This is a genomic window from Morganella morganii, from assembly GCF_041099235.1.
Classification (GTDB): domain Bacteria; phylum Pseudomonadota; class Gammaproteobacteria; order Enterobacterales; family Enterobacteriaceae; genus Morganella; species Morganella morganii_E.
In genome coordinates this window covers 1-26,118 of record NZ_JBFZSO010000015.1, presented here as the reverse complement: position 1 = coordinate 26,118, position 26,118 = coordinate 1, and the positions used below count along the sequence as shown (strand labels likewise).

Annotated in this window: 22 protein-coding genes and 1 tRNA gene; 5 read left to right on the top strand and 18 right to left on the bottom strand. The window is 52.1% G+C overall.

Annotated elements, in window-relative coordinates; all coding sequences use genetic code 11:
- Positions 1-7: 7 nt before the first annotated feature.
- The 7 genes from rffG to trxA all read right to left on the bottom strand — a co-directional run bounded on the left by rffG (position 8) and on the right by trxA (position 7,994).
- Entirely contained in the window at positions 8-1,087 is a 1,080-nt protein-coding gene (rffG, locus tag AB7038_RS17175; protein WP_368889620.1) for a dTDP-glucose 4,6-dehydratase, read from the bottom strand.
- On the bottom strand, positions 1,078-2,340 hold the full coding sequence (wecC, locus tag AB7038_RS17170) for a UDP-N-acetyl-D-mannosamine dehydrogenase (RefSeq protein WP_032099214.1): 1,263 nt from the start codon (positions 2,338-2,340) through the stop codon (positions 1,078-1,080). The genes rffG and wecC overlap by 10 nt, the downstream gene beginning before the upstream one ends.
- Complete coding sequence (gene wecB / locus AB7038_RS17165) at positions 2,337-3,467, bottom strand: non-hydrolyzing UDP-N-acetylglucosamine 2-epimerase (RefSeq protein ID WP_024474220.1); 1,131 nt, start codon at positions 3,465-3,467, stop codon at positions 2,337-2,339. Before wecB ends, wecC begins: the two co-directional genes overlap by 4 nt.
- A 108-nt stretch (positions 3,468-3,575) precedes the next feature.
- On the bottom strand, positions 3,576-4,631 hold the full coding sequence (gene wzzE, locus AB7038_RS17160; protein ID WP_004234401.1) for an ECA polysaccharide chain length modulation protein: 1,056 nt from the start codon (positions 4,629-4,631) through the stop codon (positions 3,576-3,578).
- A 29-nt stretch (positions 4,632-4,660) separates the two neighbouring features.
- Positions 4,661-5,737: a UDP-N-acetylglucosamine--undecaprenyl-phosphate N-acetylglucosaminephosphotransferase gene (gene wecA / locus AB7038_RS17155; RefSeq protein WP_004234399.1), complete on the bottom strand. Its 1,077-nt coding sequence runs from the start codon at positions 5,735-5,737 to the stop codon at positions 4,661-4,663.
- Between the two features lie 198 nt (positions 5,738-5,935).
- On the bottom strand, positions 5,936-7,195 hold the full coding sequence (gene rho / locus AB7038_RS17150; RefSeq protein ID WP_004234397.1) for a transcription termination factor Rho: 1,260 nt from the start codon (positions 7,193-7,195) through the stop codon (positions 5,936-5,938).
- Between the two features lie 472 nt (positions 7,196-7,667).
- Positions 7,668-7,994, bottom strand: a complete 327-nt coding sequence (gene trxA, locus AB7038_RS17145; protein ID WP_004241312.1) for a thioredoxin TrxA — start codon at positions 7,992-7,994, stop codon at positions 7,668-7,670.
- A 119-nt stretch (positions 7,995-8,113) separates the two neighbouring features.
- Between trxA and rhlB the strand changes: the two genes are divergently transcribed.
- Both rhlB and gppA read left to right on the top strand, forming a co-directional pair.
- Positions 8,114-9,409 (top strand): ATP-dependent RNA helicase RhlB, encoded by a 1,296-nt coding sequence (gene rhlB / locus AB7038_RS17140; protein WP_349419065.1) that lies wholly within the window; start codon positions 8,114-8,116, stop codon positions 9,407-9,409.
- 8 nt (positions 9,410-9,417) lie between these two features.
- On the top strand, positions 9,418-10,926 hold the full coding sequence (gppA, locus tag AB7038_RS17135; RefSeq protein WP_368889619.1) for a guanosine-5'-triphosphate,3'-diphosphate diphosphatase: 1,509 nt from the start codon (positions 9,418-9,420) through the stop codon (positions 10,924-10,926).
- A 17-nt stretch (positions 10,927-10,943) separates the two neighbouring features.
- Here the strand turns inward: gppA and AB7038_RS17130 are convergent, their stop codons facing one another.
- The 3 genes from AB7038_RS17130 to ilvC form a co-directional block, all read right to left on the bottom strand.
- Entirely contained in the window at positions 10,944-11,165 is a 222-nt protein-coding gene (locus AB7038_RS17130) for a DUF6500 family protein (protein ID WP_186724573.1), read from the bottom strand.
- On the bottom strand, positions 11,162-13,192 hold the full coding sequence (gene rep, locus AB7038_RS17125; protein WP_368889618.1) for a DNA helicase Rep: 2,031 nt from the start codon (positions 13,190-13,192) through the stop codon (positions 11,162-11,164). The genes AB7038_RS17130 and rep overlap by 4 nt, the downstream gene beginning before the upstream one ends.
- A 139-nt stretch (positions 13,193-13,331) precedes the next feature.
- Positions 13,332-14,807, bottom strand: coding sequence for a ketol-acid reductoisomerase (ilvC, locus tag AB7038_RS17120; RefSeq protein ID WP_369453700.1), 1,476 nt, complete (start codon positions 14,805-14,807; stop codon positions 13,332-13,334).
- Positions 14,808-15,000: 193 nt separating this feature from the next.
- Between ilvC and ilvY the strand changes: the two genes are divergently transcribed.
- Positions 15,001-15,897, top strand: a complete 897-nt coding sequence (ilvY, locus tag AB7038_RS17115) for an HTH-type transcriptional activator IlvY (protein WP_072872232.1) — start codon at positions 15,001-15,003, stop codon at positions 15,895-15,897.
- On the opposite strand, the gene ilvA is transcribed toward ilvY, so the two are convergent.
- From ilvA to ilvL, 6 genes are all read right to left on the bottom strand, one after another.
- A complete protein-coding gene (gene ilvA, locus AB7038_RS17110; RefSeq protein WP_369453699.1) occupies positions 15,874-17,442 on the bottom strand; it encodes a threonine ammonia-lyase, biosynthetic in 1,569 nt (522 codons plus the stop codon). The two genes, ilvY and ilvA, sit on opposite strands and share 24 nt — an antisense overlap.
- Before the next feature lie 2 nt (positions 17,443-17,444).
- Positions 17,445-19,295, bottom strand: coding sequence for a dihydroxy-acid dehydratase (gene ilvD / locus AB7038_RS17105; protein ID WP_368889615.1), 1,851 nt, complete (start codon positions 19,293-19,295; stop codon positions 17,445-17,447).
- A gap of 63 nt (positions 19,296-19,358) precedes the next feature.
- Complete coding sequence (locus AB7038_RS17100) at positions 19,359-20,285, bottom strand: branched-chain amino acid transaminase (RefSeq protein ID WP_004234382.1); 927 nt, start codon at positions 20,283-20,285, stop codon at positions 19,359-19,361.
- A 12-nt stretch (positions 20,286-20,297) separates the two neighbouring features.
- Positions 20,298-20,576: an acetolactate synthase 2 small subunit gene (gene ilvM / locus AB7038_RS17095; protein ID WP_004234381.1), complete on the bottom strand. Its 279-nt coding sequence runs from the start codon at positions 20,574-20,576 to the stop codon at positions 20,298-20,300.
- A complete protein-coding gene (ilvG, locus tag AB7038_RS17090; protein ID WP_369453698.1) occupies positions 20,573-22,219 on the bottom strand; it encodes an acetolactate synthase 2 catalytic subunit in 1,647 nt (548 codons plus the stop codon). Before ilvG ends, ilvM begins: the two co-directional genes overlap by 4 nt.
- Positions 22,220-22,329: 110 nt before the next feature.
- Positions 22,330-22,428 (bottom strand): ilv operon leader peptide, encoded by a 99-nt coding sequence (gene ilvL / locus AB7038_RS17085; RefSeq protein WP_079549161.1) that lies wholly within the window; start codon positions 22,426-22,428, stop codon positions 22,330-22,332.
- Between the two features lie 489 nt (positions 22,429-22,917).
- Here ilvL and AB7038_RS17080 point away from each other — a divergent pair, with 489 nt between their 5' ends.
- On the top strand, positions 22,918-24,450 hold the full coding sequence (locus AB7038_RS17080) for a YifB family Mg chelatase-like AAA ATPase (RefSeq protein ID WP_368889613.1): 1,533 nt from the start codon (positions 22,918-22,920) through the stop codon (positions 24,448-24,450).
- Positions 24,451-24,500: 50 nt separating this feature from the next.
- Here the strand turns inward: AB7038_RS17080 and AB7038_RS17075 are convergent, their stop codons facing one another.
- Positions 24,501-24,839 carry a DUF413 domain-containing protein gene (locus AB7038_RS17075; protein WP_004234373.1) on the bottom strand — a complete coding sequence of 113 codons (339 nt, stop codon included), beginning with the start codon at positions 24,837-24,839 and terminating at the stop codon, positions 24,501-24,503.
- 118 nt (positions 24,840-24,957) lie between these two features.
- On the opposite strand from AB7038_RS17075, the gene hdfR reads away from it, so the two are divergent.
- Positions 24,958-25,770: an HTH-type transcriptional regulator HdfR gene (gene hdfR / locus AB7038_RS17070; protein ID WP_368889612.1), complete on the top strand. Its 813-nt coding sequence runs from the start codon at positions 24,958-24,960 to the stop codon at positions 25,768-25,770.
- A 192-nt stretch (positions 25,771-25,962) separates the two neighbouring features.
- On the opposite strand, the gene AB7038_RS17065 is transcribed toward hdfR, so the two are convergent.
- A tRNA-Trp gene (locus tag AB7038_RS17065) sits at positions 25,963-26,038 on the bottom strand.
- Positions 26,039-26,118: the final 80 nt, after the last annotated feature.

The window sequence follows — 26,118 nt, the reverse complement described above, 5'->3', positions numbered from 1 at the left end:
CAGCCTCTTACTTATCCTGACCCAGTCCCAGACGCTGTCCGGCATACGAGCCGTCCTGCACCCGGCGCCACCAGGTTTCATTATTCAGATACCATTCCACGGTTTTGCGGATACCGGACTCAAACGTTTCCTGCGGCCGCCAGCCCAGGTCACGCTCAATTTTGTCAGCATCAATCGCATAACGCAGGTCATGGCCCGGGCGGTCTGTCACATAGGTGATAAGGTCGCGGTATTGCGCGACACCGGCCGGTTTCTGCGGATGCAGTTCTTCGAGCAGCTCACAGATAGCTTCCACCACCTGAATATTTTTGCGCTCGTTATGGCCGCCGATATTGTAGGTTTCACCGATATTTGCCTGTGTCACCACGGTATACAGAGCGCGGGCATGGTCATCGACAAACAGCCAGTCGCGGATCTGCTCACCTTTGCCGTAAACCGGCAGCGGTTTGCCGGAAATCGCATTGAGAATCACCAGCGGGATCAGTTTTTCCGGGAAGTGGTACGGCCCGTAGTTATTTGAGCAGTTGGTGATCACGGACGGGAAGCCGTAAGTCCGCTGCCAGGCGCGTACCAGATGGTCACTGGAGGCTTTGGAGGCAGAGTACGGGCTGCTCGGTGCATACGGTGTGGTTTCCGTGAAGAAGCCGTCAGTCCCTTCCAGATCGCCGTAAACTTCGTCGGTGGAAATATGGTGGAAACGAAATGCGGATTTTTTCTCCGCATCCAGTGCCGTCCAGTAATGACGCGCAGCTTCCAGCAGTGTGTAAGTGCCCACAATGTTGGTTTCGATAAACGCCGCCGGGCCGTCGATAGAGCGATCCACATGACTTTCCGCCGCCAGATGCATCACGGCATCCGGCTGATACTGTGCGAACACGCGGTCAAGCGCCGCGCGGTCACAGATATCCACCTGTTCAAAGGCATAGCGCGGGTCATCCGCCACCGGTGCCAGTGATTCGAGGTTACCGGCGTAAGTCAGTTTATCCACCACCACCACACTGTCAGCAGTATCACGGATAATATGACGAACAACCGCAGAGCCGATAAAACCGGCTCCGCCTGTCACTAAAATACGTTTCAACGCCATACTCCTTTGGTATCGATAATCCATTTCTGCGGGATCTGGCTGCCCGGGATACCTTTGAACGGCGTGTGATCCACCAGCAGCAGGATAATATCCGCGTCAGTAATCGCCTTCTCAATGGAGACCAGTTCTGTCAGACCTTTCAGTTTACCCGGCAGTTCATGAACGTTCGGCTCAACCGCCAGAGTTTTCCCTGCATGCCACTCTGCCACCATTTTGGTAACCTGAACCGCAGGGCTTTCACGCAGATCGTCGATATTTGGTTTGAATGCCAGGCCAAAGCAGGCAATCGTCACTTCATTGGCACGTTTGCCGGTTTCAGTCAGGCAATCAGCAACTGCTTGTTTTACCTGATCAATAACCCACAGTGGTTTGCCGTCGTTAACCAGACGCGCAGTGTGGATCAGACGGGCCTGTTTCGGGTTCTGCGCCACGATAAACCAAGGGTCAACCGCGATACAATGGCCGCCGACACCCGGACCCGGCTGCAGGATATTCACACGCGGATGGCGGTTTGCCAGGCTGATCAGTTCCCAGACATTAATACCCTGGTCAGCACAAATCAGTGATAATTCATTCGCAAACGCAATGTTCACATCGCGGAAGCTGTTTTCGGTCAGTTTGCACATCTCCGCTGTACGCGCGTTAGTAATGACACACTCACCTTCCAGGAAGATGTAATAGAGTTCACTGGCGCGTTTTGAGGATTTTGGTGTCATCCCGCCGACCACACGGTCGTTTTTAATCAGTTCGACCATCACCTGGCCCGGCAGCACACGCTCAGGGCAGTAAGCGATATCGATATCAGATTCTTCACCCGCCTGCTGCGGGAAGGTCAGATCAGGACGTGCCGCTGCCAGCCACTCTGCCATCTGCTCAGTCGCACCGACCGGCGAGGTGGATTCGAGAATAATCAGGTCACCTTTTTTCAGTACCGGTGCGATAGATTCCGCCGCAGACTGCACAAAAGCCAGATCCGGCTCGTGATCACCTTTAAACGGTGTCGGTACCGCAATCAGGAACGCATCAGCAGGCTGAGGTTTGGTGAAGGCTTTCAGGAAACCGCCTTCCACCGCTGTTTTCACAACCGCGCCCAGATCCGGCTCCACAATATGAATTTCACCACGGTTAATGGTATCAACCGCATGCTGGTTCACATCCACACCAACCACTTTCTTCTGACGGGAGGCAAAAGCTGCCGCTGTTGGTAAACCGATATAACCCAGACCGACAACAGAAATAGTTTCAAAACTCATAATGTCACCTGATTGTTTTTCAATGCTTCAAGAATACGCTGGCACGCTTTTCCGTCCCCGTAAGGGTTATGTGAACGGCTCATCTCATGATAAGCCGCCGGATCGGTCAGCAATCGCGTTACTTCACGAACGATAGTACCGGTTTCAGTGCCGACCAGACGAACAGTCCCGGCGTCAATCGCCTCCGGACGTTCGGTGGTATCACGCATCACCAGAACCGGTTTACCTAATGACGGTGCTTCTTCCTGAATGCCGCCTGAGTCGGTCAGGATCATATAAGCATGGTTCATAAGGTAGACAAAAGGAAGGTAATCCTGCGGACTGATCAGCACAATGTTACTGATATCATGCAGAATACGTTTTACCGGCTCACTGACATTCGGGTTGAGGTGAACCGGGTAGACAATCTGGACTTCCGGATGCGTCGTGGCAATTTCAGCCAGCGCGTGACAAATCCGCTCAAACCCGCCGCCGAAACTCTCACGGCGGTGGCCGGTGACCAGGATCATTTTTTTGCTGCTGTCGATAAACGGATACTGTGCATCCAGCTGCGCCAGCAGGGCTTTGTCCTGCATGATGCGGTCACGGACCGCGAGCAGTGCATCAATCACCGTGTTGCCGGTGACGAAAATATGATTGTCGCGGATACCTTCACGCAGCAGGTTTTCGCGCGAATTTTGTGTCGGCGCGAAATGATACATTGCCAGGTGTCCGGCAATTTTGCGGTTGGCTTCTTCCGGCCACGGTGAATACAGATTTCCGGTACGCAGACCGGCTTCCACATGACCCACCGGGATCCGCTGGTAGAACGCCGCCAGGCTGGTTGCCATGGTGGTTGCGGTATCGCCGTGAACCAGAACGACATCCGGTTTAAAGTCGGCCAGAACCGGCTTCAAACCCTCAAGAATACGACAGGTAATATCAGTTAAATCCTGTCCCGGGCGCATAATATTGAGATCATAATCCGGTGTGATCTCAAAAAGGTGTAATACCTGATCCAGCATTTCACGATGCTGCGCGGTCACACAGACTTTTGCCTCAAAAGCCTGATCCGCTGCCAGCGCATGTACCAGCGGAGCCATTTTGATAGCTTCCGGGCGGGTACCAAATACAGTCAATACTTTCACTGAGTGTCTCTTTTATTTTATATGATATCCGGCTTTCCGGCCGGTGGCGGTTACCCGCCTTAAAACAGGCCGGGAGCAGCGCCCCGGCCGGTTATTCTGCCGCTGCCGTTACGGACGGCGGCGGACCAGCGCCACACCGGCACCGGTCAGAGCACCGATAAAGCCCCACATAATCATCATGAAGGCACGGCGCGGGCTGTCACGTTTTACCGGCTCGTCCGGTGTCCGCAGATAGCGGTAGGCACGGAAGTTATCTTCCAGCGCCGGACCGACATTCAGCGTCGACAGCATGGCAATGTTCTGCTCGTAATCTTTATCAAACTCAGGACCGGCGGCTTCCAGTGTCTCCAGACGTGCCTGTAACATCGGTGTGCCTAACAGAAACAGCTGGGAGGAAGGCAGTTCTTCCGCAGGCACATCTGTCCGGCTGCGGCTGATACCCTGTTTCTGTGCGGCCGCGATAGCATTTTTCAGCTGTCCGGTTTCACGCTGATACAGTGATTCCGCCACCATCTTCTGACGTTTGACCAGTGCTTTCAGTGACTGTGACCGCGTTGCCCACGCCCCTTTCAGCTCATCGTTAAGATTCTGAGCCGCACGCGCGTTGGCAAAATCCACATACTGACTCAGCAGTTTCGCGGAGTCCGCCGCAGATTCCGCTGTCAGCGTCAGCGTGTCATTCACCAGTTTTTTCGTGTCATCACGCGGGGTCAGCGTGATGTTATTGATCATTTCGTCCAGCAGTGCCGCATCTGCTTTGGCATCATTTTCCATGCGGGACTTGTAGTAATCCGTCTGTAACCAGAAATCGCGGCGGGTATCATAAGATGCCGCCTGGGTAATAAACTCCTGGTAGGCCTCATTCGGGATTGGCAGCAGTGCTGAAGATTCCTGAGCGGCATTCAGATGCGTGTCCAGATTACGCATAAATTGCTGCTGGGAATAATATCCGCCTAAATTATTAACAGTCGGATAATCCGTAATCGCCGTGGAATTCCACTTCTGCTGCATAAAATAACTGGCACCCAATGCAACCAGCGCAAACACAACCGCCATCCCGGCTATCCATAATTTTCCGCGCCATAACGACATAAATAACGCGCGGATATCTAATTCCTGGTCATACTGCGTTTGTTGCGGGTCCGGAGTATTTTCTGAACGCATATCAACATGTGCCTCTGTGGTTAAAAAATTTAGTGTGTGACCGATTTGCGACGCACGCGGCGTCTGTGGCGTTTAATAAAACGGGCAACTTTCCAGGCGCGTTTTATGCAGTAGCCGTACATAATAAAAGCAAGCAAGAACAGTGCCAGCATCACCCACTCAGGGACAAAGCTGAGTACCTGTCCGGCAATACCGATAGCGGCTAATACTGCCGCAGCAAGGGTTATCACCACAAAAGATTCGCGTGACGTAAACCCGGAACGCATAATCAGATGATGAATATGCTGGCGATCCGGTGAGAACGGGCTCATCCCTTTGCGCAGACGGCGGTACATAATCGCGACCATATCCATCAGCGGAATGGCGATAATCCACAGTGCGGTCACTGCATTAATCGCATGCGGCTCCCCGCCCTGTGAGGCCGATGTCAGCAGCCAGATAATGGTAAATCCGATCAGCGTACTGCCCGCATCCCCCATAAACACTTTAAAGCGGCGGCCGAACAGCCCGAGGTTAAAGCAGATATACGGCAGAATGGCGGCGATAAAGGTAAAGCACCAGAATGCCAGACCGCTGTTGCCGCTCAGGGCAAACAGGATCCCCAGCGCGCCGAAAGAGACACAGGAAAGCCCGCCGAGCAGCCCGTCAATACCATCCACCATATTGAACGCATTCACCGCGCCCCATACCGCAAACAGTGTCAGCACATAGCTGAACGGCCCGAGAGTCAGCTCCCACGGCCCGAATGCATGACCCAGGCTGTCAATTTTCAGGTTGGCAAACACCATCATAATGATAGCAACCACCGCCTGAACACCGGCCCGCAGTTTCACACTGAGGTCAAACCGGTCATCGAGCGCCCCGACCAGCACCAGCGCACCGGCACACCCGAGATAAATAAATTTATGCGCAATAAACTCATCACTGATGAGGAAAGCAAAGCAGACACTGATAAAAATAGAAATTCCGCCGACTAACGGGACCAGTCCCTGATGCTTTTTGCGGTAATTGGGTTTATCCACCAAACCGACAGCGACGCCAGCCTTACGGGCAACAAAGACCGTCGCTGTGGCGAACACAAATATGATTAGGAGTTCAGTTAACATAGTGAGATTCACAACAACCCTTTCTGATATTTTTATTATCCCTGCCGGCCGATATCACCGTGCAGAACCTGCCATTACCAGGCAAAATAATATATGCAAGAAACATACCATGCCCTGCCGCACAGGGGTTTCTGACATAACCGGTAAAAAAAAACGCCACAATGCATGCGGCGTTAGTTATAAAGTGTCGTCGAAAAGCTACGAGCGTTTCATGAAGTCGAAGAACTCTTCGTTGGTCTTCGTCATCGCGAGTTTGTTAATCAGGAACTCCATTGCATCAATCTCACCCATCGGATGGATAATTTTGCGCAGGATCCACATTTTCTGCAGTTCGTCCTGAGTGGTCAGCAGCTCTTCTTTACGTGTACCGGAACGGTTGTAATCAATCGCCGGGAAGACACGTTTTTCTGCAATCTTACGGGACAGGTGTAATTCCATGTTACCTGTACCTTTAAACTCTTCGTAGATAACTTCATCCATCTTCGATCCGGTATCAACCAGTGCCGTTGCGATGATAGTCAGGCTTCCGCCCTCTTCCACGTTACGCGCGGCACCGAAGAAACGCTTAGGACGATGCAGGGCGTTCGCATCCACACCACCGGTCAGTACTTTACCGGAGGACGGTACGACGGTGTTATAGGCACGGGCCAGACGGGTAATGGAGTCGAGCAGGATGATGACATCTTTTTTATGCTCAACCAGGCGTTTGGCTTTCTCGATAACCATTTCCGCGACCTGAACGTGACGCGCAGCCGGTTCATCAAAGGTGGATGCGATAACTTCACCTTTGACCAGACGCTGCATCTCGGTCACTTCTTCCGGACGTTCGTCGATCAGCAGAACCATCAGCACACAGTCAGGGTAGTTATGTGCGATATTGGCCGCAATATTCTGCAGCAGCATGGTTTTACCGGCTTTCGGCGGTGCCACAATCAGACCACGCTGACCACGGCCGATAGGGGCGGCGAGGTCAAGAACACGGGCGGTTAAATCTTCTGTTGAACCATTACCACGCTCCATACGCAGACGACGGTTTGCGTGCAGCGGCGTTAAGTTTTCAAACAGGATTTTACTGCGGGCGTTTTCAGGTTTGTCAAAGTTAACTTCGTTAACTTTCAGCAGGGCAAAATAGCGCTCGCCTTCTTTCGGCGGACGGATTTTACCTGAAATGGTATCACCGGTACGGAGGTTAAAGCGGCGGATTTGGCTGGGAGAAACGTAGATATCATCAGGACCTGCGAGGTATGAACTGTCAGCAGAGCGGAGGAAACCAAAGCCGTCCTGCAATATTTCCAGCACACCGTCACCGAAAATATCCTCGCCGCTCTTCGCGTGCTGCTTGAGGATAGAGAAGATGATGTCCTGTTTTCTCATGCGGGCCAGGTTTTCCAGCCCCATATTTTCGCCAAGAGTAATCAGCTCTGATACCGGCGTATTCTTTAATTCGGTAAGATTCATAATGGTGGGTTCTTTGACTCGGGGTGTATCTCGAATTATGAACGTGAATAATACGGTAACGTTATCGTTACCAGGTTAATTTTTTACAAAACCGATTTTCACTGTTAATACGAATATTTTTGCATTTCCAGGTAATCGTCTGCAAGGCTGACTGTGAACACCCGGCACAGGGCAAGATGTGATGCACATCCTATTTGGGAGAACAAATTGGGTGACATTCCCGCAAATTAGATTTATCTCCGAGGGATAACCGGACACTGTGACCGGGATATCGGATACCTTGATGTATCCGGAGATAACAGACTTTCAGACACTACAGAGTTGTCAGTATGCTATGCTGTCTGAGGAGCTTCAGCGATACCTGATCAGCTGGCGCTAACTTATCATGCTTCAGAGAAGACGTCCAGCGGGTGAACAAGGATTAATTCACGTTCCCGCAGGACATCTTAATGACATATGCTGAAACCGGCTATCAGATATTGTTATCGATAAAGGTTTTCAGCTGGGTTTTGGATACCGCACCAACCTGCGTTGCCTTCACCACGCCGTCTTTGAACAGCAGTAATGTCGGGATACCGCGGATGCCGTATTGCGGCGCTGTCTGCGGGTTATCATCGATGTTCAGTTTTGCGATAGTGATTTTCCCTGCATATTCATCGGCGATTTCGTCTAGAATAGGGGCAATCATTTTACACGGGCCACACCAGGCTGCCCAAAAATCAACGAGCACAGGGCCGTTTGCTTTTAAGACGCTTTGTTCGAAAACGGAATCAGTCAGGTGAATAATTTTATCGCTCATTGTTCCACTCCAAAATTTGTACGATACCCGGTTAGTCTACCATTAATTAATGATAGGATTTACCTATTTCAGCGAATAGACTTCCGTAACGCAACATTAAACTGATATTCTACCTAAATATGAGCAAAACACATTTAACAGACAAGAAGTTTTCTGACTTCGCCTTGCATACTAAAGTGGTAGAAGCGCTTGATTCTAAGGGCTTTTATAACTGCACGCCTATTCAGGCGCTGACACTTCCCCTGACGATCAACGGCCGGGATGTTGCAGGACAGGCACAAACAGGAACAGGGAAGACGCTGGCATTTCTGACGTCAACGTTTCATCATTTACTTACCCATCCGGCACCGGAAGGCCGCAAAATCAATCAGCCGCGTGCGCTGATTATGGCCCCGACCCGCGAACTTGCGGTACAGATCCATTCTGACGCCGAACCACTGTCTCAGCTTACCGGGCTGAAAACCGGCCTGGCTTACGGCGGTGACGGCTACGACAAACAAATCAAAGTGCTGGATGAAGGCGTCGATGTGATTATCGGCACCACCGGGCGCTTAATCGACTTCGCCAAACAGGGCCGTATCGACCTGAGCGCCATTCAGGTTGTGGTTCTCGATGAAGCTGACCGTATGTACGATCTCGGCTTTATCAAAGATATCCGCTGGCTGTTCCGCCATATGCCGCCATGTGCCGAGCGTATGAATCTGCTGTTCTCCGCGACACTTTCCTACCGCGTCCGTGAGCTGGCGTTTGAGCAGATGAACAACCCGGAATATATTGAAATTGAACCGGAACAGCGTACCGGTCACCGGATCAAAGAAGAGTTATTTTATCCGTCCAATGAAGAAAAAATGCGCCTCCTCCAGACACTGCTGGAAGAAGAGTGGCCGGATCGCTGCATTATTTTCGCCAATACCAAACACCGCTGTGAAGATATCTGGGCACACCTGGCGGCTGACGGCCACCGTGTCGGCCTGCTGACCGGCGATGTGGCGCAGAAAAAACGTCTGCGTATTCTCGAGGATTTCACTCACGGTAATCTGGATATTCTGGTGGCAACGGATGTTGCAGCCCGTGGTCTGCATATCCCGTCAGTGACTCACGTCTTTAACTATGATCTGCCGGATGACTGTGAAGATTATGTTCACCGTATCGGCCGTACCGGGCGTGCCGGGGAAAGTGGTCACTCCATCAGCCTGGCCTGTGAAGAGTACGCACTGAACCTGCCTGCGATTGAAGAATATACCGGCCATCCGATTCCGGTCAGTAAATACAACAGCGATGCACTGCTGACAGATCTGCCGGTACCGAAGCGCCGCCGCCGTCCGCCGCGCACCGGAGGTGGTCAGAACCGCCGCAATATGCCGCGCCGCAACAGCAACGGGCCGCGTCATAACAATAACCGCACCAAACGCTGAAGGCCGCCATGCTGAGATCGTCCTCGCTTTATGCTGCCATCGATCTGGGTTCCAACAGCTTTCATATGCTGGTGGTACGGGAGATCGCGGGCAGTATTCAGGTACTGTCACGGATAAAACGCAAGGTTCGTCTGGCGGCCGGTCTGGATAAAGAGAATATCCTGTCTCCGGCAGCCATGGCCCGCGGCTGGCAGTGTCTGCGTCTGTTTTCCGAACATCTGCAGGATATCCCGGATTCCCAGATCCGCGTGGTGGCGACAGCCACCCTGCGACTGGCCAAAAATGCCGGTGAATTTCTGGAAACGGCAGCGGAGATCCTCGGCCATCCGGTCACGGTAATCCGTGGTGAGGAAGAAGCACGCCTGATTTATCAGGGCGTTGCCCACACCACCGGCGGGTCAGACAAGCGTCTGGTGGTCGATATCGGCGGCGGCAGTACCGAACTGGTGACCGGCAGCGGCACCCGGACCACCGCCCTGTTCAGCCTGGAGATGGGCTGTGTCACCTGGCTGGAGCGCTATTTTACCGATCGCTCCCTGACCACAGAGAATTTCGCCGGTGCCGAACAGGCTGCCCGCGATATTATCGCCCCGGTCGCCCCGGCACTTCTGGAGCAGGGCTGGCAGGTGTGTGTCGGCGCATCCGGCACCGTTCAGGCACTTCAGGAAATTATGATTGCTCAGGGCATGGATGAACAAATCACCCTGCCGAAACTGCAGCAGCTCAAACGCAAAGCGATTGAGTGCGGCAAACTGGAAGAGCTGGAAATTGAAGGGCTGACGCTGGAACGGGCACTGGTGTTCCCGAGCGGGCTGGCTATTCTTATCGCGATTTTTGAAACGCTCGGCATTGACAGCATGACACTCGCCGGGGGAGCACTGCGTGAAGGGCTGGTCTACGGCATGCTGGAATTGCCGGTAGAGCAGGACATCCGCACCCGGACACTGAAAAATATTCAGAAGCGTTTTCAGATAGATGCCGACCAGGGAAAACGTGTCCGCCAGTTGGCGGATCATTTTTTTCAGCAGGTGGCAACCGCCTGGCAGCTGGATATCCGCTGTCGTGAACTGCTCAGCAGCGCCTCTCTGATCCATGAAATCGGGCTGAGTGTTGATTTCCGCAAAGGCCCTGAACATGCCGGTTATCTGGTCAGTAATCTGGATTTACCCGGTTTCACACCGGCACAGCGCCGCCTGTTAGCGGTACTGCTGCGCAATCAGAGCGGCCCGCTAGATATCCACTCTCTCAATCAGCAAAATGCGCTGACACCACGTGAAGCCGGTTGTCTGTGTCGTCTGCTGCGTCTGGCGATTATTTTTGCCAGCCGCCGCCGTGATGACACACTGCCATCACTGCGCATCCGGACGTCTGCGGAAGGGCTGATTATCACACTGCCGGTCGGCTGGCAGCAATTGCATCCGCTGCGCGCGGAAGCATTACAGCAGGAAATTCAGTGGCAGAGTTATGTGCAGTGGTCACTGATGCTGGAAGAACAGAAGCCGTCCACCCTCGGCTGACAAATAATAAGCCCTGATTATCCGTTTTCGGACATTATCAGGGTTTTTATTTTATGAGCCTTTTCAAAGTGATCCAACTTACGGGTCATAATCCACCACGTAGCGGCTTCCATCAGTAATTCCGGATCATCATTTTTATTGGCAAAGAATGCGTAAAACGATAAACCTGTATTCTCACCTTTTTTCAGTATCTTATCATCACATACCGCGATCATTTTTGCTCTGAGTGATTCCCTCATCCGTTTTCTTCCTTTTTCTTTGCCAGCATCGCCTTCAGCCCGGCCACACCGCGCAACCCGGTCTGTTGTTTCTCCTCGGCGGTTTTCACCACTTTTTTACCGTCATCCCAGAGCAGATCATCCTGCGGCAGTTCATAGAGGAACCGGCTCGGCTCCGGGCGGATCAGCTCGCCGTACTGACGGCGCTCACGACACAGGGTAAAAAAGAGGGATTTTTGGGCACGGGTGATCCCCACATAGGCCAGACGCCGCTCTTCATCCACGTTATCCTCATCGATACTGGACTGATGCGGCAAAATCCCCTCTTCCATCCCCACGAGGAAAACATACGGAAATTCCAACCCCTTGGAGGCATGCAGTGTCATCAGCTGCACCTGATCCAGCTCTTCCGCTTCCTCGCCGCGCTCCATCATGTCGCGCAGCGTAAAGCGGGTAACTACCTGGGCCAGCGTCATCGGCTCGTTGAGATCATCCCCTTCCAGCATTTCTGCCATCCAGCTGAACAGCTGATCGACGTTTTTCATCCGCATCTCAGCGGCTTTCGGACTGGCGGACGTTTCGAAGAGCCAGCTCTGATAATCCAGGCCGTGCAGTAAATCACGCACCGCGATCAGCGGCTCGCGCTCAACCAGTTTTTCCACATCCGCCAGCCAGCCGGTAAAATTCGTCAGTGCCGCCAGTCCCTGACCGGAAAGTGTCTGCCCCAGTCCGAGGTCAAAACTGGCCTGATACAAACTTTTGTCCCGCGTATTGGCCCACTCACCCAGTTTCTGAATAGTGGCCGGTCCTATTCCCCGGCGCGGCGTGTTCACAATGCGCAGGAAAGCACTATCATCTTCCGGATTGGTCAGCACACGCAGATATGCCAGCAAATCTTTAATTTCCGGGCGGGAGAAGAAAGAGGTTCCGCCGGAAATCCGGTACGGGATCCGGTTTTGCATCAGCATTTTTTCAAAGATCCGCGACTGGTGGTTGCCGCGATATAAGATCGCATAATCTTTATAATCGGTCTTATTGATAAAATGATGTGCGATCAGCTCCCCGACCACCCGCTCCGCTTCATGATCTTCATTATTCGCTGTGATCACTTTCATCGGGTCACCATACCCGAGGTTTGAAAAAAGCTGTTTTTCAAACACATGCGGGTTATTGGCGATCAGGATATTCGCCGCATTCAGAATACAGCCGGAAGAACGGTAATTCTGCTCCAGCTTGATGACCCGCAGTTCCGGAAAATCTTTGCTCAGCTGCACCAGGTTTTTCGGTTGTGCGCCGCGCCATGAATAAATTGACTGATCATCATCACCCACAACCGTAAAATACGCGCGTTTACCGACCAGCAATTTCACCAGCTGATACTGACTGGTGTTGGTATCCTGATACTCATCCACCAGCAAATAACGGATACGCTGCTGCCAGCGCTCCCGTGCCTGTTCATCACGGGCAAACAGCAGGGTCGGTTTGGTGATAAGATCATCAAAATCAAGGACATTACAGCTGTTCAGGTGCAGTTCGTAGCGGCGGTAACACTCAGCAAACGTATGTTCACGCTCTGATCGTGCCAGCCCTTTTGCCTGTTCCGGCGTCAGCAGGGCATTCTTCCAGTTCGAGATCTGACTGACCAGTTGTTGCAGTAACTCTTTATCTTCTTCCAGATGATCAAACGTCAGTTCTTTAAGCAACGCGAGCTGATCCTGATCGTCGAACAGGGAGAAATTACTTTTCATCCCCAGCGCTTTGTATTCCCGCTTGATAATCTCCAGCCCCAGGGTATGGAATGTGGAGATCATCAGCCCTTTGGCCTCTTTACGCCCCAGGGTTTGTGCAACACGCTCTTTCATTTCCCGCGCGGCTTTGTTGGTAAAAGTCACCGCCGCAATCTGGCGCGGCTGATAGCCGGTATTGCGGATCAGATGTGCAATTTTATTGGTGATCACACGGGTTTTGCCGGAGCCGGCACCCGCAAGCACAAGGCACGGCCCCTGAACATACTCAACGGCCTGCTGCTGACCGGGATTTAATTTCATACGCGCTGTTAACTCGACTCAATACTGGAACAGAAGGGAATTGTAGCAGAAAGGCAGAGCAGAAGTGTAACCGGACGCCGCTCATTAAAACGGAAAACGGCACCCAAAGGTGCCGTGAGATAATATCATTATTCTGTTATCAGCCGCCGACTGCGATACGTTTCATATCCGTCATATAACCGCGCAGGGTTTTACCCACGGTTTCAATCGGATGCTGACGGATAGCTTCATTGATATCACGCAGTTGTGCGTTATCCGTGCCGTAATCTGCCCCGGATTTACCCAGGTCACCCGGCTGCAGTGATGCCATAAAATCTTTCAGTAACGGCACTGCTGCGAAGGAGAACAGATAGTTACCGTATTCTGCGGTATCGGAGATCACCACGTTCATTTCATACAGACGCTTACGGGCAATGGTATTGGCAATCAGCGGCAGTTCATGCAGCGATTCATAATAAGCGGATTCCGCAATGATCCCCGCGTCAATCATGGTTTCAAATGCCAGTTCCACACCGGCTTTCACCATTGCGACCATGACAACTCCGTGGTCAAAATATTCCTGTTCACTGATTTTCTGCTCAGAATCCGGGTAATTTTCAAACGCTGTTTTGCCGGTTTCTTCACGCCAGGTCAGCAGGTTTTTGTCATCATTCGCCCAGTCAGCCATCATCGTTGAGGAGAAATTACCGGAAATGATGTCATCCATATGTTTTTCAAACAGGGTCTTCATCTGTGCTTTCAGTGTTTCAGACAGCTGATAAGCACGGACTTTTGCCGGGTTGGACAATCTGTCCATCATCAGTGTGATCCCGCCCTGTTTCAGCGCTTCAGTGATTGTTTCCCAGCCGTACTGGATCAGTTTGCCTGCATATGCAGGATCCGCACCGTCGGCAACCATTTTGTCATAACAGAGCAGTGAGCCGGCCTGCAACATACCGCAGAGGATAGTCTGCTCGCCCATCAGGTCAGATTTAACTTCCGCAACAAAGGACGATTCCAGAACACCCGCACGGTGACCACCGGTTGCCGCAGCCCAGGCTTTGGCAATCGCCAGACCTTCACCTTTGGCATCATTTTCCGGATGGACTGCAATCAGTGTCGGAACACCAAAGCCGCGCTTGTACTCTTCACGCACTTCCGTTCCCGGACATTTCGGTGCCACCATCACAACCGTGATATCAGGGCGGATAGTTTCGCCGACCTCCACAATATTAAAACCGTGTGAGTAGCCCAGCGCCGCGCCGGATTTCATCAGTGGCTGAACGGCTTTAACCACCGCAGAGTGCTGTTTGTCCGGTGTCAGGTTAACCACCAGGTCAGCCTGCGGGATCAAATCTTCATACGTGCCGACGGTAAAACCATTCTCGGTGGCACGGCGCCATGAAGTGCGCTTCTCATCAATCGCTTCCTGACGCAGTGCATAAGCGATATCCAGTCCGGAATCGCGCATGTTCAGTCCCTGGTTCAGCCCCTGTGCACCACAGCCGACAATCACCACTTTTTTGCCTTTGAGATACCCTGCCTCGTCCGCAAATTCTGCGCGCGCCATAAACCGGCATTTGCCTAACTGCGCCAGCTGCTGGCGCAAATTCAGTGTATTAAAATAATTCGCCATGGTGACTCCGTGTATTGTGTTTGCTCAGATTGCTGTCTTTGCAGCACTGATTTCGTTATTTACCGGGGTGGTATACCCTTTATTTATATTGACTATATGTCATGATCTTCATTGCTTAAATTGATATATTCACAAGATAGTGATGCATTTTTTGCAACGTACTGATTAAAATTCAATCCCCGCGGAGGCTGTTATGGATATCCGGGAACTCAGACTGTTTTTACATCTCGCGGAGAGCTGCCATTTCGGCAAAACCGCTGCTGCCATGTATATCAGCCCGTCGACACTCTCACGGCAGATCCAGCGCCTGGAAGAATCCCTCGGGCATCCGCTGTTTCTGCGGGATAACCGTACTGTTCAGCTGACAGCCGCCGGTGAACAGCTGAAAAAATTTGCACGGGAAACAGTGCTGCAATACCAGCAGCTGCAACATGCGCTTAATCACCAGAGCCCGTCACTGACCGGTGAATTACGTCTGTTCTGTTCCGTCACCGCCGCATACAGCCATCTGCCGCAGATCCTCGACCAGTTCCGGGCTGAACATCCGCAGGTGGAAATCAAACTGACCACCGGGGACGCGGCGGATGCAGTGGAAAAAGTACAGTCACAGGAAGCCGATCTCGGTATCGCCGGTAAGCCGGAAAAGCTGCCGGATAATGTCCGCTTTCATCAGATAGGCGAAATTCCGCTGTCACTGATAGCGCCCGCGCTGCCATGCCCGGTCAGACAGCAGGCGGTACAGCCGGTGCCTGACTGGGAAAATATCCCGTTTATCATTCCGGAGCATGGCCCGTCACGTAAACGGATTGATTTATGGTTCAAAACACACCGGATTCAGGATCCGCAGATTTATGCCACAGTGTCCGGCCATGAAGCGATTGTGTCGATGGTGGCACTGGGCTGCGGTATCGCGCTGATCCCGAATGTGGTGGTGGAGAACAGCCCGGACTCAATCCGCAGCCGGATACTGCAACTCGATAATATTTCGATGGTTGCGCCGTTTGAGCTGGGTGTCTGCACACTGAACAAGCGGCTGCATGAGCCGCTGATCAGAGCCTTCTGGCAACTACTGCCGCGCCACCCCGGATAACTGCGGGGCAAGGAAACGGGCAAATGCGGCATTACCGGTTTCATCGCGGAAGTCGTAGCCGAGTGCATTCAGATGCTGCTCAAACTGCACATCTCCTTCCTGTATTTCAAAAGCCGCCAGTACGCGGCCATAATCCGTGCCGTGACTGCGGTAATGGAACAGGGTGATATTCCAGTGTGTGCCGAGTGTTTCCAGGAATTTCAGCAGTGCGCCGGGTGCTTCCGGGAATTCAAAACTGAACAGCCGCTCCTGCAACGGTGCTGACGGACGGCCACCCACCATGTAGCGGACATGCAGTTTTGCCATTTCGTCATCGGATAAATCCGTCGCGCTGAACCCGGAGGCGGAAAGGCCATCCAGAATCGTCTGCCTCGCTCCGGGACCTTCATCCGCACGGACGCTGACAAACACCGACGCTTCATCTGAACCGCTGTAGCGATAGTTAAACTCTGTCACCACACGCGGGCCGAGCGCCTGACAAAACCGCAGGAAACTGCCTTTTTCTTCCGGGATCGTCACCGCGAACACGCCTTCACGCTGTTCTCCCAGTTCGCACCGCTCTGACACATAACGGAGCACATGGAAATTCACATTGGCACCGGACAGCACATGCGCCAGGTTTTCTCCCTGAATATTGTGCTGCTGAATGTATTTTTTCATCCCCGCCAGCGCCAGTGCCCCGGAAGGCTCTGCCACTGCCCGTACATCATCAAACAGATCTTTCATAGCTGCGCAGATGGCATCACTGTCCACGGTGATAACATCATCCAGATACTGCTGACACAAACGAAATGTTTCATCACCAATCCGTTTGACTGCCACACCTTCGGCAAACAACCCGACTTTCTGTAATTCGACCGGATGTCCGGCATCCAGCGCGGCTTTCAGACAAGCCGCCTCTTCCGCCTCGACACCAATCACTTTAATGTCCGGCATCAGGTGTTTGATGAATACCGCCACCCCGGCAGCCAGTCCGCCGCCGCCGACCGGCACAAACACTCTGTCGAGCCGGGCATTCTGCTGTAACAGTTCAAGGGCGATCGTGGCCTGACCGGCGATCACCGACGGGTGATCAAACGGCGGAATAAACGTCATACCGAGGGACGCGGCCAGCTCAAGTGCATGTGCTTTTGCTTCATCAAAATTAGCGCCGTGGAGAACCACTTCACCACCGAACCCGCGAACCGCATCCACTTTGATATCCGCCGTCGCCACCGGCATCACAATCAGGGCTTTCACCCCGGTTTTCCCGGCAGATAACGCCACGCCCTGAGCATGGTTTCCGGCTGATGCCGTCACCACGCCCCGCCGTTTCTGTTCTTCTGTCAGCTCCGCAATCATGGCGTATGCGCCACGCAGCTTAAAACTGTGAACCGGTTGTCGGTCTTCCCGCTTGACAGAAATCGTATTACCGAGCCGTGCAGACAGCTTCGGCATCAGTTGCAGCGGCGTAACCTGAGCGACATCATAAACAGAGGCACTGAAGGCTGCTCTCACATACTCAGCCGCTGACGGCTGAGCAGATAATGGTTGTTTTGCGGTCATCCTTAACCCCCGAGTTTACTTTTATCCCGTACCGCACCTTTATCAGCGCTGGTCGCGAGCAGTGCATATGCACGCAGCGCAAAAGAGACCTGCCGCTCACGGTTCTGCGGTGACCAGGCTTTTTCACCCCGGTCCTCTTCCGCTGCCCGGCGTGCTGCCAGTGTCTGCTCATCCACGTTCAGGGAAATCTGCCGTGACGGAATATCAATCGCGATAGTATCTCCGGTTTTAACCAGACCGATCAGCCCGCCGTTAGCCGCTTCCGGCGAAACGTGGCCGATGGATAACCCGGATGTGCCGCCGGAGAACCGTCCGTCGGTGATCAGCGCACAGCTTTTTCCCAGCCCCATGGATTTCAGATAGGTTGTCGGATACAGCATTTCCTGCATCCCCGGCCCGCCTTTCGGTCCTTCGTAGCGGATCACCACCACATCGCCGGCCACAACCTCTCCGCCCAGAATCGCTTTTACCGCATCATCCTGACTTTCGTACACTTTTGCCGGTCCGGTAAAGGTTAAGCTCCCCTCATCCACCCCGGCGGTTTTCACAATACAGCCATCTTCGGCAATATTACCGGACAGTACCGCCAGCCCGCCATCCTGGCTGTAGGCATGGGTTTTGCTGCGGATACAGCCATTTTCACGGTCATCATCAAGGGACGGCCAGCGGCAATCCTGAGAGAATGCTTTTGTTGTGCGGATCCCGGCAGGCCCGGCGGAATACATCCGTTTCACCGCATCATCTTTTGTCAGTGTAATATCATACGCTGCCAGCAACTCCGGCAGGGTCATCCCCAGCACGTTACTGACTTCCCGGTGCAGTAACCCGGCGCGATCCAACTCGCCCAGGATGCCGATTACCCCGCCGGCGCGATGCACATCTTCCATGTGGTATTTCTGAGTGCTCGGTGCGACTTTGCATAAATGCGGCACCGCACGGGAGAGACGATCAATATCCGCCATTGTGAAATCAACCTCCCCTTCCTGCGCTGCCGCCAGCAGATGCAGAACTGTGTTGGTTGAACCGCCCATGGCGATATCCAGAATCATGGCGTTCTCAAATGCCGCTTTGGTGGCGATATTGCGCGGCAGAAAACGAATATCATCCTGCTCGTAATACTTTTTGGTGATTTCCACAATCCGGCGTCCGGCATTGAGGAACAGCGTTTTGCGGTCAGCGTGAGTTGCCAGCAGCGATCCGTTACCCGGCTGGGATAAGCCCAGCGCTTCGGTCAGGCAGTTCATTGAGTTCGCGGTAAACATGCCGGAGCAGGAGCCGCAGGTCGGGCAGGCCGAGCGTTCGATTTGTTCACTGTCCGCATCGGAGACATCGGGATTTGCGCCCTGGATCATGGCATCCACCAGATCCAGCTTGATTATCTGATCAGACAGCTTGGTTTTACCGGCTTCCATCGGACCGCCGGATACAAAAATAACCGGGATATTCAGGCGCAGTGATGCCATCAGCATTCCCGGGGTGATTTTGTCGCAGTTGGAGATGCACACCATGGCATCGGCACAGTGCGCATTCACCATGTATTCCACCGAATCGGCGATAAGCTCACGCGATGGCAGAGAATACAGCATTCCGCCGTGCCCCATGGCGATCCCGTCATCCACAGCGATGGTATTAAATTCTTTGGCAACGCCGCCGGCGGCCTCAATTTCCTCTGCCACCAGTTTGCCCAGATCCCGCAGGTGAACATGACCCGGAACAAATTGTGTGAATGAGTTAACAACCGCGATAATCGGTTTGCCGAAATCGGCATCTGTCATTCCTGTCGCCCGCCATAATGCGCGCGCACCCGCCATATTGCGGCCATGCGTTGTTGTCGCCGAACGGTACTGAGGCATTGTAATCTCCCGTGTTTGCAAAAATCAGGCGGGGAACAACCCGCCTGTAAATCTGTTTCGTTATTATGGATTTACCGGATCTAACCAGCCCCATTTGTCTTCTGTTTTACCGGTGAACAGACCAAAGAATGCCTGCTGGATCTCTTTGGTGACAGGACCACAGCGGCCGATCCCCACCTGAATGCCGTCAACACTGCGTACCGGCGTAACTTCCGCCGCGGTACCGGTCATAAAGACTTCATCAGCCAGATAGAGTGATTCGCGGGATAGCGTCTGCTCACGGATTTCATACCCCAGCTCTTTTGCCAGGGTCAGAATCGCATCACGGGTAATACCCGGCAGTGCGGAAGAGGTAAACGGCGGCGTGAAGATAATATTATTTTTCACTTCAAACAGGTTTTCACCCGCGCCTTCGGAGATATAACCGTTCACATCCAGCGCAATCCCTTCCTGATAACCGTGACGGCGGGCTTCACTGCCGACCAGTAACGAGGACAGGTAGTTACCGCCGGCTTTGGCCGCTGTCGGAATAGTGTTCGGTGCCGCACGGTTCCAGGATGACACCATGGCGTCAATCCCTGCATCCAGTGCTTCCTCACCCAGGTAAGCACCCCACGGGAATGCCGCAATGATGACATCGGTTTTATAGCCCTGCGGCGGGTTAACACCCATACCGACATCACCGATAAAGACCAGCGGACGAATATAACCACTTGATAAGTTATTTTTGCGCAGCGTGGCGCGGCAGGCTTCCATTAATTCATCAACAGAATATTCCACCGGCATACGATAGATTTTGGCGGAGTCATGCAGGCGCTGCATATGTTCGCGATGACGGAAAACGACAGGGCCCTTATGAGACTCATAACAGCGGATCCCTTCAAAAACAGATGTTCCGTAGTGCATGGCATGACACATAACATGCACTTTTGCTTCTGCCCACGGAACCATCTCATCATTGAACCAAATAAAATCAGCTTTTTTTGTCATTGTAATTTTCCTTTATACTGCACAGCTAATATGTTGATAATTTTGTGTATTTTTTGTGAGGACTTCGACATCCGCCACATCCGCCAGCTTAACTAACTGTGTACAGAGCAGGGCCGGCGGCCGCAGGCTTGAAACTGTTAACTCAATGTTTACATTATCACCTTCGGAACCTTTCGCCAGATCCATTTTCATGGCACAGACGTTAAATCCGCGGTGGCGTACAACCCGCAGAACCCGTTCCAGGATTTCCGGGCATGAACGTGCCTGAATTGCTAACTGATGCTGCATCATAATGAGCTCTCCAACATATGTTCGTTACCCGCACCCGGCGGTACTAATGGCCAGACGTTATCTTCTTCACGGATGGCGACATGTAATAAATACGGGCCCTGATGGTGTAACAGGGTATTAATCGCGGACGGCAGTGCTGATTTTTCAGTCACCAGCTGTCCCGGAATATCAAACGAGCGGGCCAGGGCAACAAAATCAGGATTGTCATCCAGTACAGTCTCGCTGTAACGCTTATCAAAAAACAGTTCCTGCCACTGACGCACCATGCCGAGACGCTGATTATCCAGCAGCAGGATTTTGACCGGCAGGCGTTTGCGTTTGATGGTGGTCAGTTCCTGCACATTCATCATGAAAGAGCCATCACCGGAAACACACAGCACAGTTGCTTCCGGGCGGGCAATCTGTGCCCCGATCGCTGCCGGTAAACCAAACCCCATCGTACCCAGACCACCGGATGTCAGAAAATTCTCCGGGCCGTCAAACGTCATATGCTGTGCCGTCCACATCTGATGCTGCCCGACATCCGTTGTCACCACACAATCTGCCGGTTTGACCGCAGACACCTGAGATAACAGCAGCGGTGCATAAATACTGTCACCGGCATGTAAATAGTCAGGCGCGTGCTCTGCTTTCAGTACCTTCACGTGATGCTGCCAGGCCGATAATGACAGCGACTGTGACAGCAGCGGCAGAACCTGTTTCGCATCACAGACAAGAGAAACATGTGTCTGCCGTAATTTATCCAGCTCGGCAGGGTCGATATCCACATGGATCACCTTTGCATGCGGCGCAAATGCGTTCAGCTTGCCGGTTACCCGGTCATCAAAACGGGCACCGACTGCAATCAGCAAATCCGCCTCCTGAACTGCAAGGTTCGCTGCTTTTGCCCCGTGCATCCCGAGCATACCGAGGTAATACGGATAATCCGGAGATACCGCCCCCAGCCCTTTCAGGGTGCTCACTGCCGGCATACCGGTTTCATCCAGAAATGTCCGCAACTGTGCAACTGCACCTGACATTCCGACACCACCACCGGCATACAGCACCGGTTTCCGGCTTTCCCGCATCAGTTGCCGTGCACGGGAGAGGGCCGTCTGCGAAAGAGGTTCTGCATCATTCACCGGCAGAAAGTACGGGGTAAATTCACTAATCTGTAATTGAATGTCTTTCGGGATATCAATGAGTACCGGCCCCGGACGCCCGCCTGCGGCAATCGCGAAAGCCTCGGTAATAATTCGCGGCAAATCAGTAATTGATTCAACCAGGAAGCTGTGTTTTGTGCATGACAAAGACAGCCCCAGCACATCGATCTCCTGAAAGGCATCCGTACCAATCAGTGATGAACCTACTTGTCCGGTGATGGCAACAACCGGTACTGAATCAAGCAGTGCATCCGCCAGTCCGGTGATAAGGTTTGTTGCCCCCGGCCCTGATGTTGCGATACATACCCCCGTTCTCTGCCCTGCCCGTGCATAACCGATTGCCGCCATAACCGCTCCCTGTTCATGACGGCAGAGCACGTGCTCCACACCACCGTCATACAGCGCGTCATAGACCGGCATGATCGCTCCGCCCGGGTAGCCGAACACAGTGTCAACGCCCTGTGTTCGTAGTGCCTGCACTAACCACTGTGCCCCGTTCATGTGTGACTCCTTAGTCCGCCGTTTTCTTTTCAGTGAAAAATCATAATTTTAGGGTTAAAAAAAAACCCCGCGCCTTTCGGTGCGGGGTTCTCGTAAGATCCTGGCTCGTATCAGCCATTTTCGTATCCGAGTGCAGCCCCGCACGGTGGGATAATAATCACCACCACGCTCACGATAATTAGGCTAATCACTCGGACAATCTTGTTCATGGATAAATTCTTCTGTCTGCCGTATTCAGTTGGTCTCTTTATTTTAGAGTTATCATGTTATCGAATTCCTGACAACGGCTATTTGTCTTTTTTTTAACAACAAGAATAAAAATCCATAAAATTCAGTGAGCTGCCATTATTAACGATATGTTTCACTGCTATTTTTTTATCCGGCGGTATCCTCCTCTGCCAAAATCGTCACTTCCGGAACAACGCAGAAAAAACGGGACATTCTCCGGTACAACTTACTTTTCCTCTGAACACCCTTCCCGGGAGTACGATGAAAAGCGTGGCAGATTTTTTATTCTGAAACCCGGAAATTAATTCCCTGTCACCCGGTTTTTCCATGCAACACGCAGAACAGAAATTACTTTTATGCAACATACATAAAATCTGTCGATATACATTGTAAACAACGTAATTTCGCTGCGAAATGATGCAAAAAATCATCATCATGACAATTCGTTTATGCAACTGCAGGATGGCCTGATGTCATTTGCCATTGTTTATACCCGAGCCATGATCGGGACAGAAGCACCGCTGGTCACGGTCGAAGCACATATCAGCGCCGGGCTGCCCGGATTAACACTGGTGGGATTACCGGAAACCGCGGTTAAAGAGTCCAGAGATCGGGTACGCAGTGCCCTGATCAACGGCGGATTTGAATTTCCGGCAAAGCGGGTCACTATCAATCTTGCCCCGGCTGATTTGCCCAAAGAAGGCGGGCGATATGACTTACCTATCGCTGTTGCCATACTCTCAGCTTCAGAGCAAATAGATACAAAATTAACAGAAAATTATGAGTTTTCGGGGGAGTTAGGTCTTTCGGGAGAACTCCGGTTCTGCCGCGGAATATTACCGGCAGTACTGGCTGCACGTCAGTCCGGAAGACAGGCTGTGGTATCAAAACAGCATAATGATGAATTATGTATTCTGCCTGCCGGTTCCGCACTGATGGCAGATAATTTACTGCAGATTGCCGCTTTTTTTCATCAGCAGCAGGAACTGAATGAAAACAGCCACCTGACGGGAAAAACAGAAAATGATAACGGTGCAAGTGTTGATGATATTACCGGACAGCAACACGCCAAACGAGTTCTGGAGATAAGTGCAGCCGGCGGGCACAATTTGCTCCTGCTGGGTCCGCCCGGTACCGGAAAAACCATGCTGGCCAGCCGGCTGGGAACACTGCTCCCGCCGTTAACCGCGCAGGAAGCTCTTGACGTGGCGATAATCCGGAGCCTGACCCAAACCTCATCAGAACAAAATAAATGGCCCCAGCGCCCGTTCAGGGCACCACATCATACCGCATCCTCTGCGGCACTCACCGGTGGCGGCAGTATACCGCTGCCGGGAGAAATATCGCTGGCACATCACGGCATCCTTTTTCTTGATGAACTCCCTGAATTCTCCCGTAAATCACTGGACTCTCTGCGTGAACCGCTTGAATCCGGAGAAATCATTATTTCCAGAGCCAAAGCAAAAGTGTGTTTTCCTGCCCGTATACAGCTCATTGCTGCGATGAATCCCAGCCCGACGGGCCATTATCAGGGCATACATAACCGCAGCGGCCCTCAGCAGCTTCTGCGTTACCTTTCCCGCATCTCAGGACCGTTTCTGGACCGGTTTGATTTATCGATTGAAGTGCCGATGCTGCCCCCCGGCACGTTAAGCCGGACAGAAAAAGATCCGCCGGTTCATGAGCAGGTAAAAGCACGGGTACAATCCGCACGCAAACAACAATACCTCCGTAACGGGCAGGGAAAACTGAATGCGGGACTGTCAGGCAAAGAAACAGAGGAAGTGTGTGCATTATCAGCACAGGATGCCCGTTTTCTTGAGGATGCACTGACACAACTTAATCTGTCTGTGCGGGCATGGCACCGTATACTGCGCGTCAGCAGAACTATTGCTGATCTGCGGGATGAAGGAGGACAAGTGTCACGAAAAGATATACTGGAAGCACTCAGTTACCGGGTAATGGACAGATTAATCCATAAACTGCAGCAGGCGGTCTCTTAAAAAGAGAAAGGGGCACGAATGCCCCTTTTAACTTATTATTTCTGATGATATTAATCATCTGTGTCGGTATAGTCTTCCGACGGATCGATCTGAGGTTTACCACCGGACAGCGTGTGGAAGCGTTTTGGTTTACGAATACGCTCCAGATACTTAATCCACACTTTTTCTTCTGCTGTTTCCGGCATACGCTCACCACGGCATACAGAAACAAACTGTTTTTCTTCGTCCGTCTGGGGGGCGCGTTTACCCATATCCAGTTCGTTGAAAGCAAAACCATGGCGCTCAAGTAACTGAGCTTCTTTTATGGTGAAATGACCATGGCGTGAAAAACCACGAGGATAATGTTTATTATCAAAAAAACGATTAGTCGTGATAAAGCTTTCTGCCATCTGACACACTCCTAATTCTCTACTGACATACTCTTTATGGCGCGGAGTATTAGATAGCATTAGGATTCTGTAAAACAAAATATTTAAATCTTAACGACAAAAATTTTTGGAGATACCAGTGGATACAGAATTACTGAAAACCTTTCTGGAGGTCAGTAAAACCCGTCACTTCGGGCGTGCGGCTGAATCCTTATACCTTACACAATCTGCAGTCAGCTTTAGAATCAGACAGTTAGAGACAAATCTCGGGGCAAATCTTTTTACCCGCCACCGGAATAATATCCGCCTGACCGCAGCTGGCGAGCGGTTAGTACCTTATGCCGAAGCGCTGATCAATACCTGGCAACTGGCAAAACAGGAAATTAATCATGCCTCGGTACACAACCCGCTTTCCATCGGAGCGACTGCATCATTGTGGGAAGCTTGTCTGACCCCCTGGCTCGGACGGACCTACCAGTCACACGCAGATCTTCGCCTGGAAACCAGAATCGCATCCCGTCAGTCTCTGGTAAAGCAATTACATGCACGCGAACTTGATTTACTGATCTCTACTGAGCAGCCTAAAATGGATGAACTGAAAAGTGAGATTGTCGGTGAAATCACACTTCAGCTGTTCAGTATACAGCCACTGACGGCAGAGAATCCTCCGGGTCTTATCCGCCTGGAATGGAGCGCCGACTTTCAGCAGCATGACGAGGCCGTTTTTGCCCGCTGCCAGTCTCCGGTTCTGACAACATCGTCTGCTTTTCAGGCAAAACAATTACTGTCAGTGACATCATCAGTTGCTTATTTACCGGCACACTGGAAAAAAACGTTTCCGGAGCTGAAACCTGTGAATGATGACCTGATTACAAAGCCTCTGTACGCTGTCTGGCTGCAGAACAGTGATCAGCAGGGGCTTATCGGGCAATTAGTCGCAATACCGGTATAACACCGGTTACTGATGATTTTAAAGATAGGTAGTTCTGTAACTGTTGCATTGAAGGGAGTAGTCGCAAAAAAGAAAGGAAATTCGGCAGGATAAAGCACATAAGAAGGCGAGATTCAGATAATAAAAAACCCAGTTCATAACGAACCGGGCTATTAATAAATAAAGATCTTTAGTTATTACTTATCAAGTAAATGGCAGGGGCGGAGAGGCTCGAACTCCCAACACCCGGTTTTGGAGACCGGTGCTCTACCAATTGAACTACGCCCCTAAATGTTGGCGGAACGGACGGGACTCGAACCCGCGACCCCCTGCGTGACAGGCAGGTATTCTAACCAACTGAACTACCGC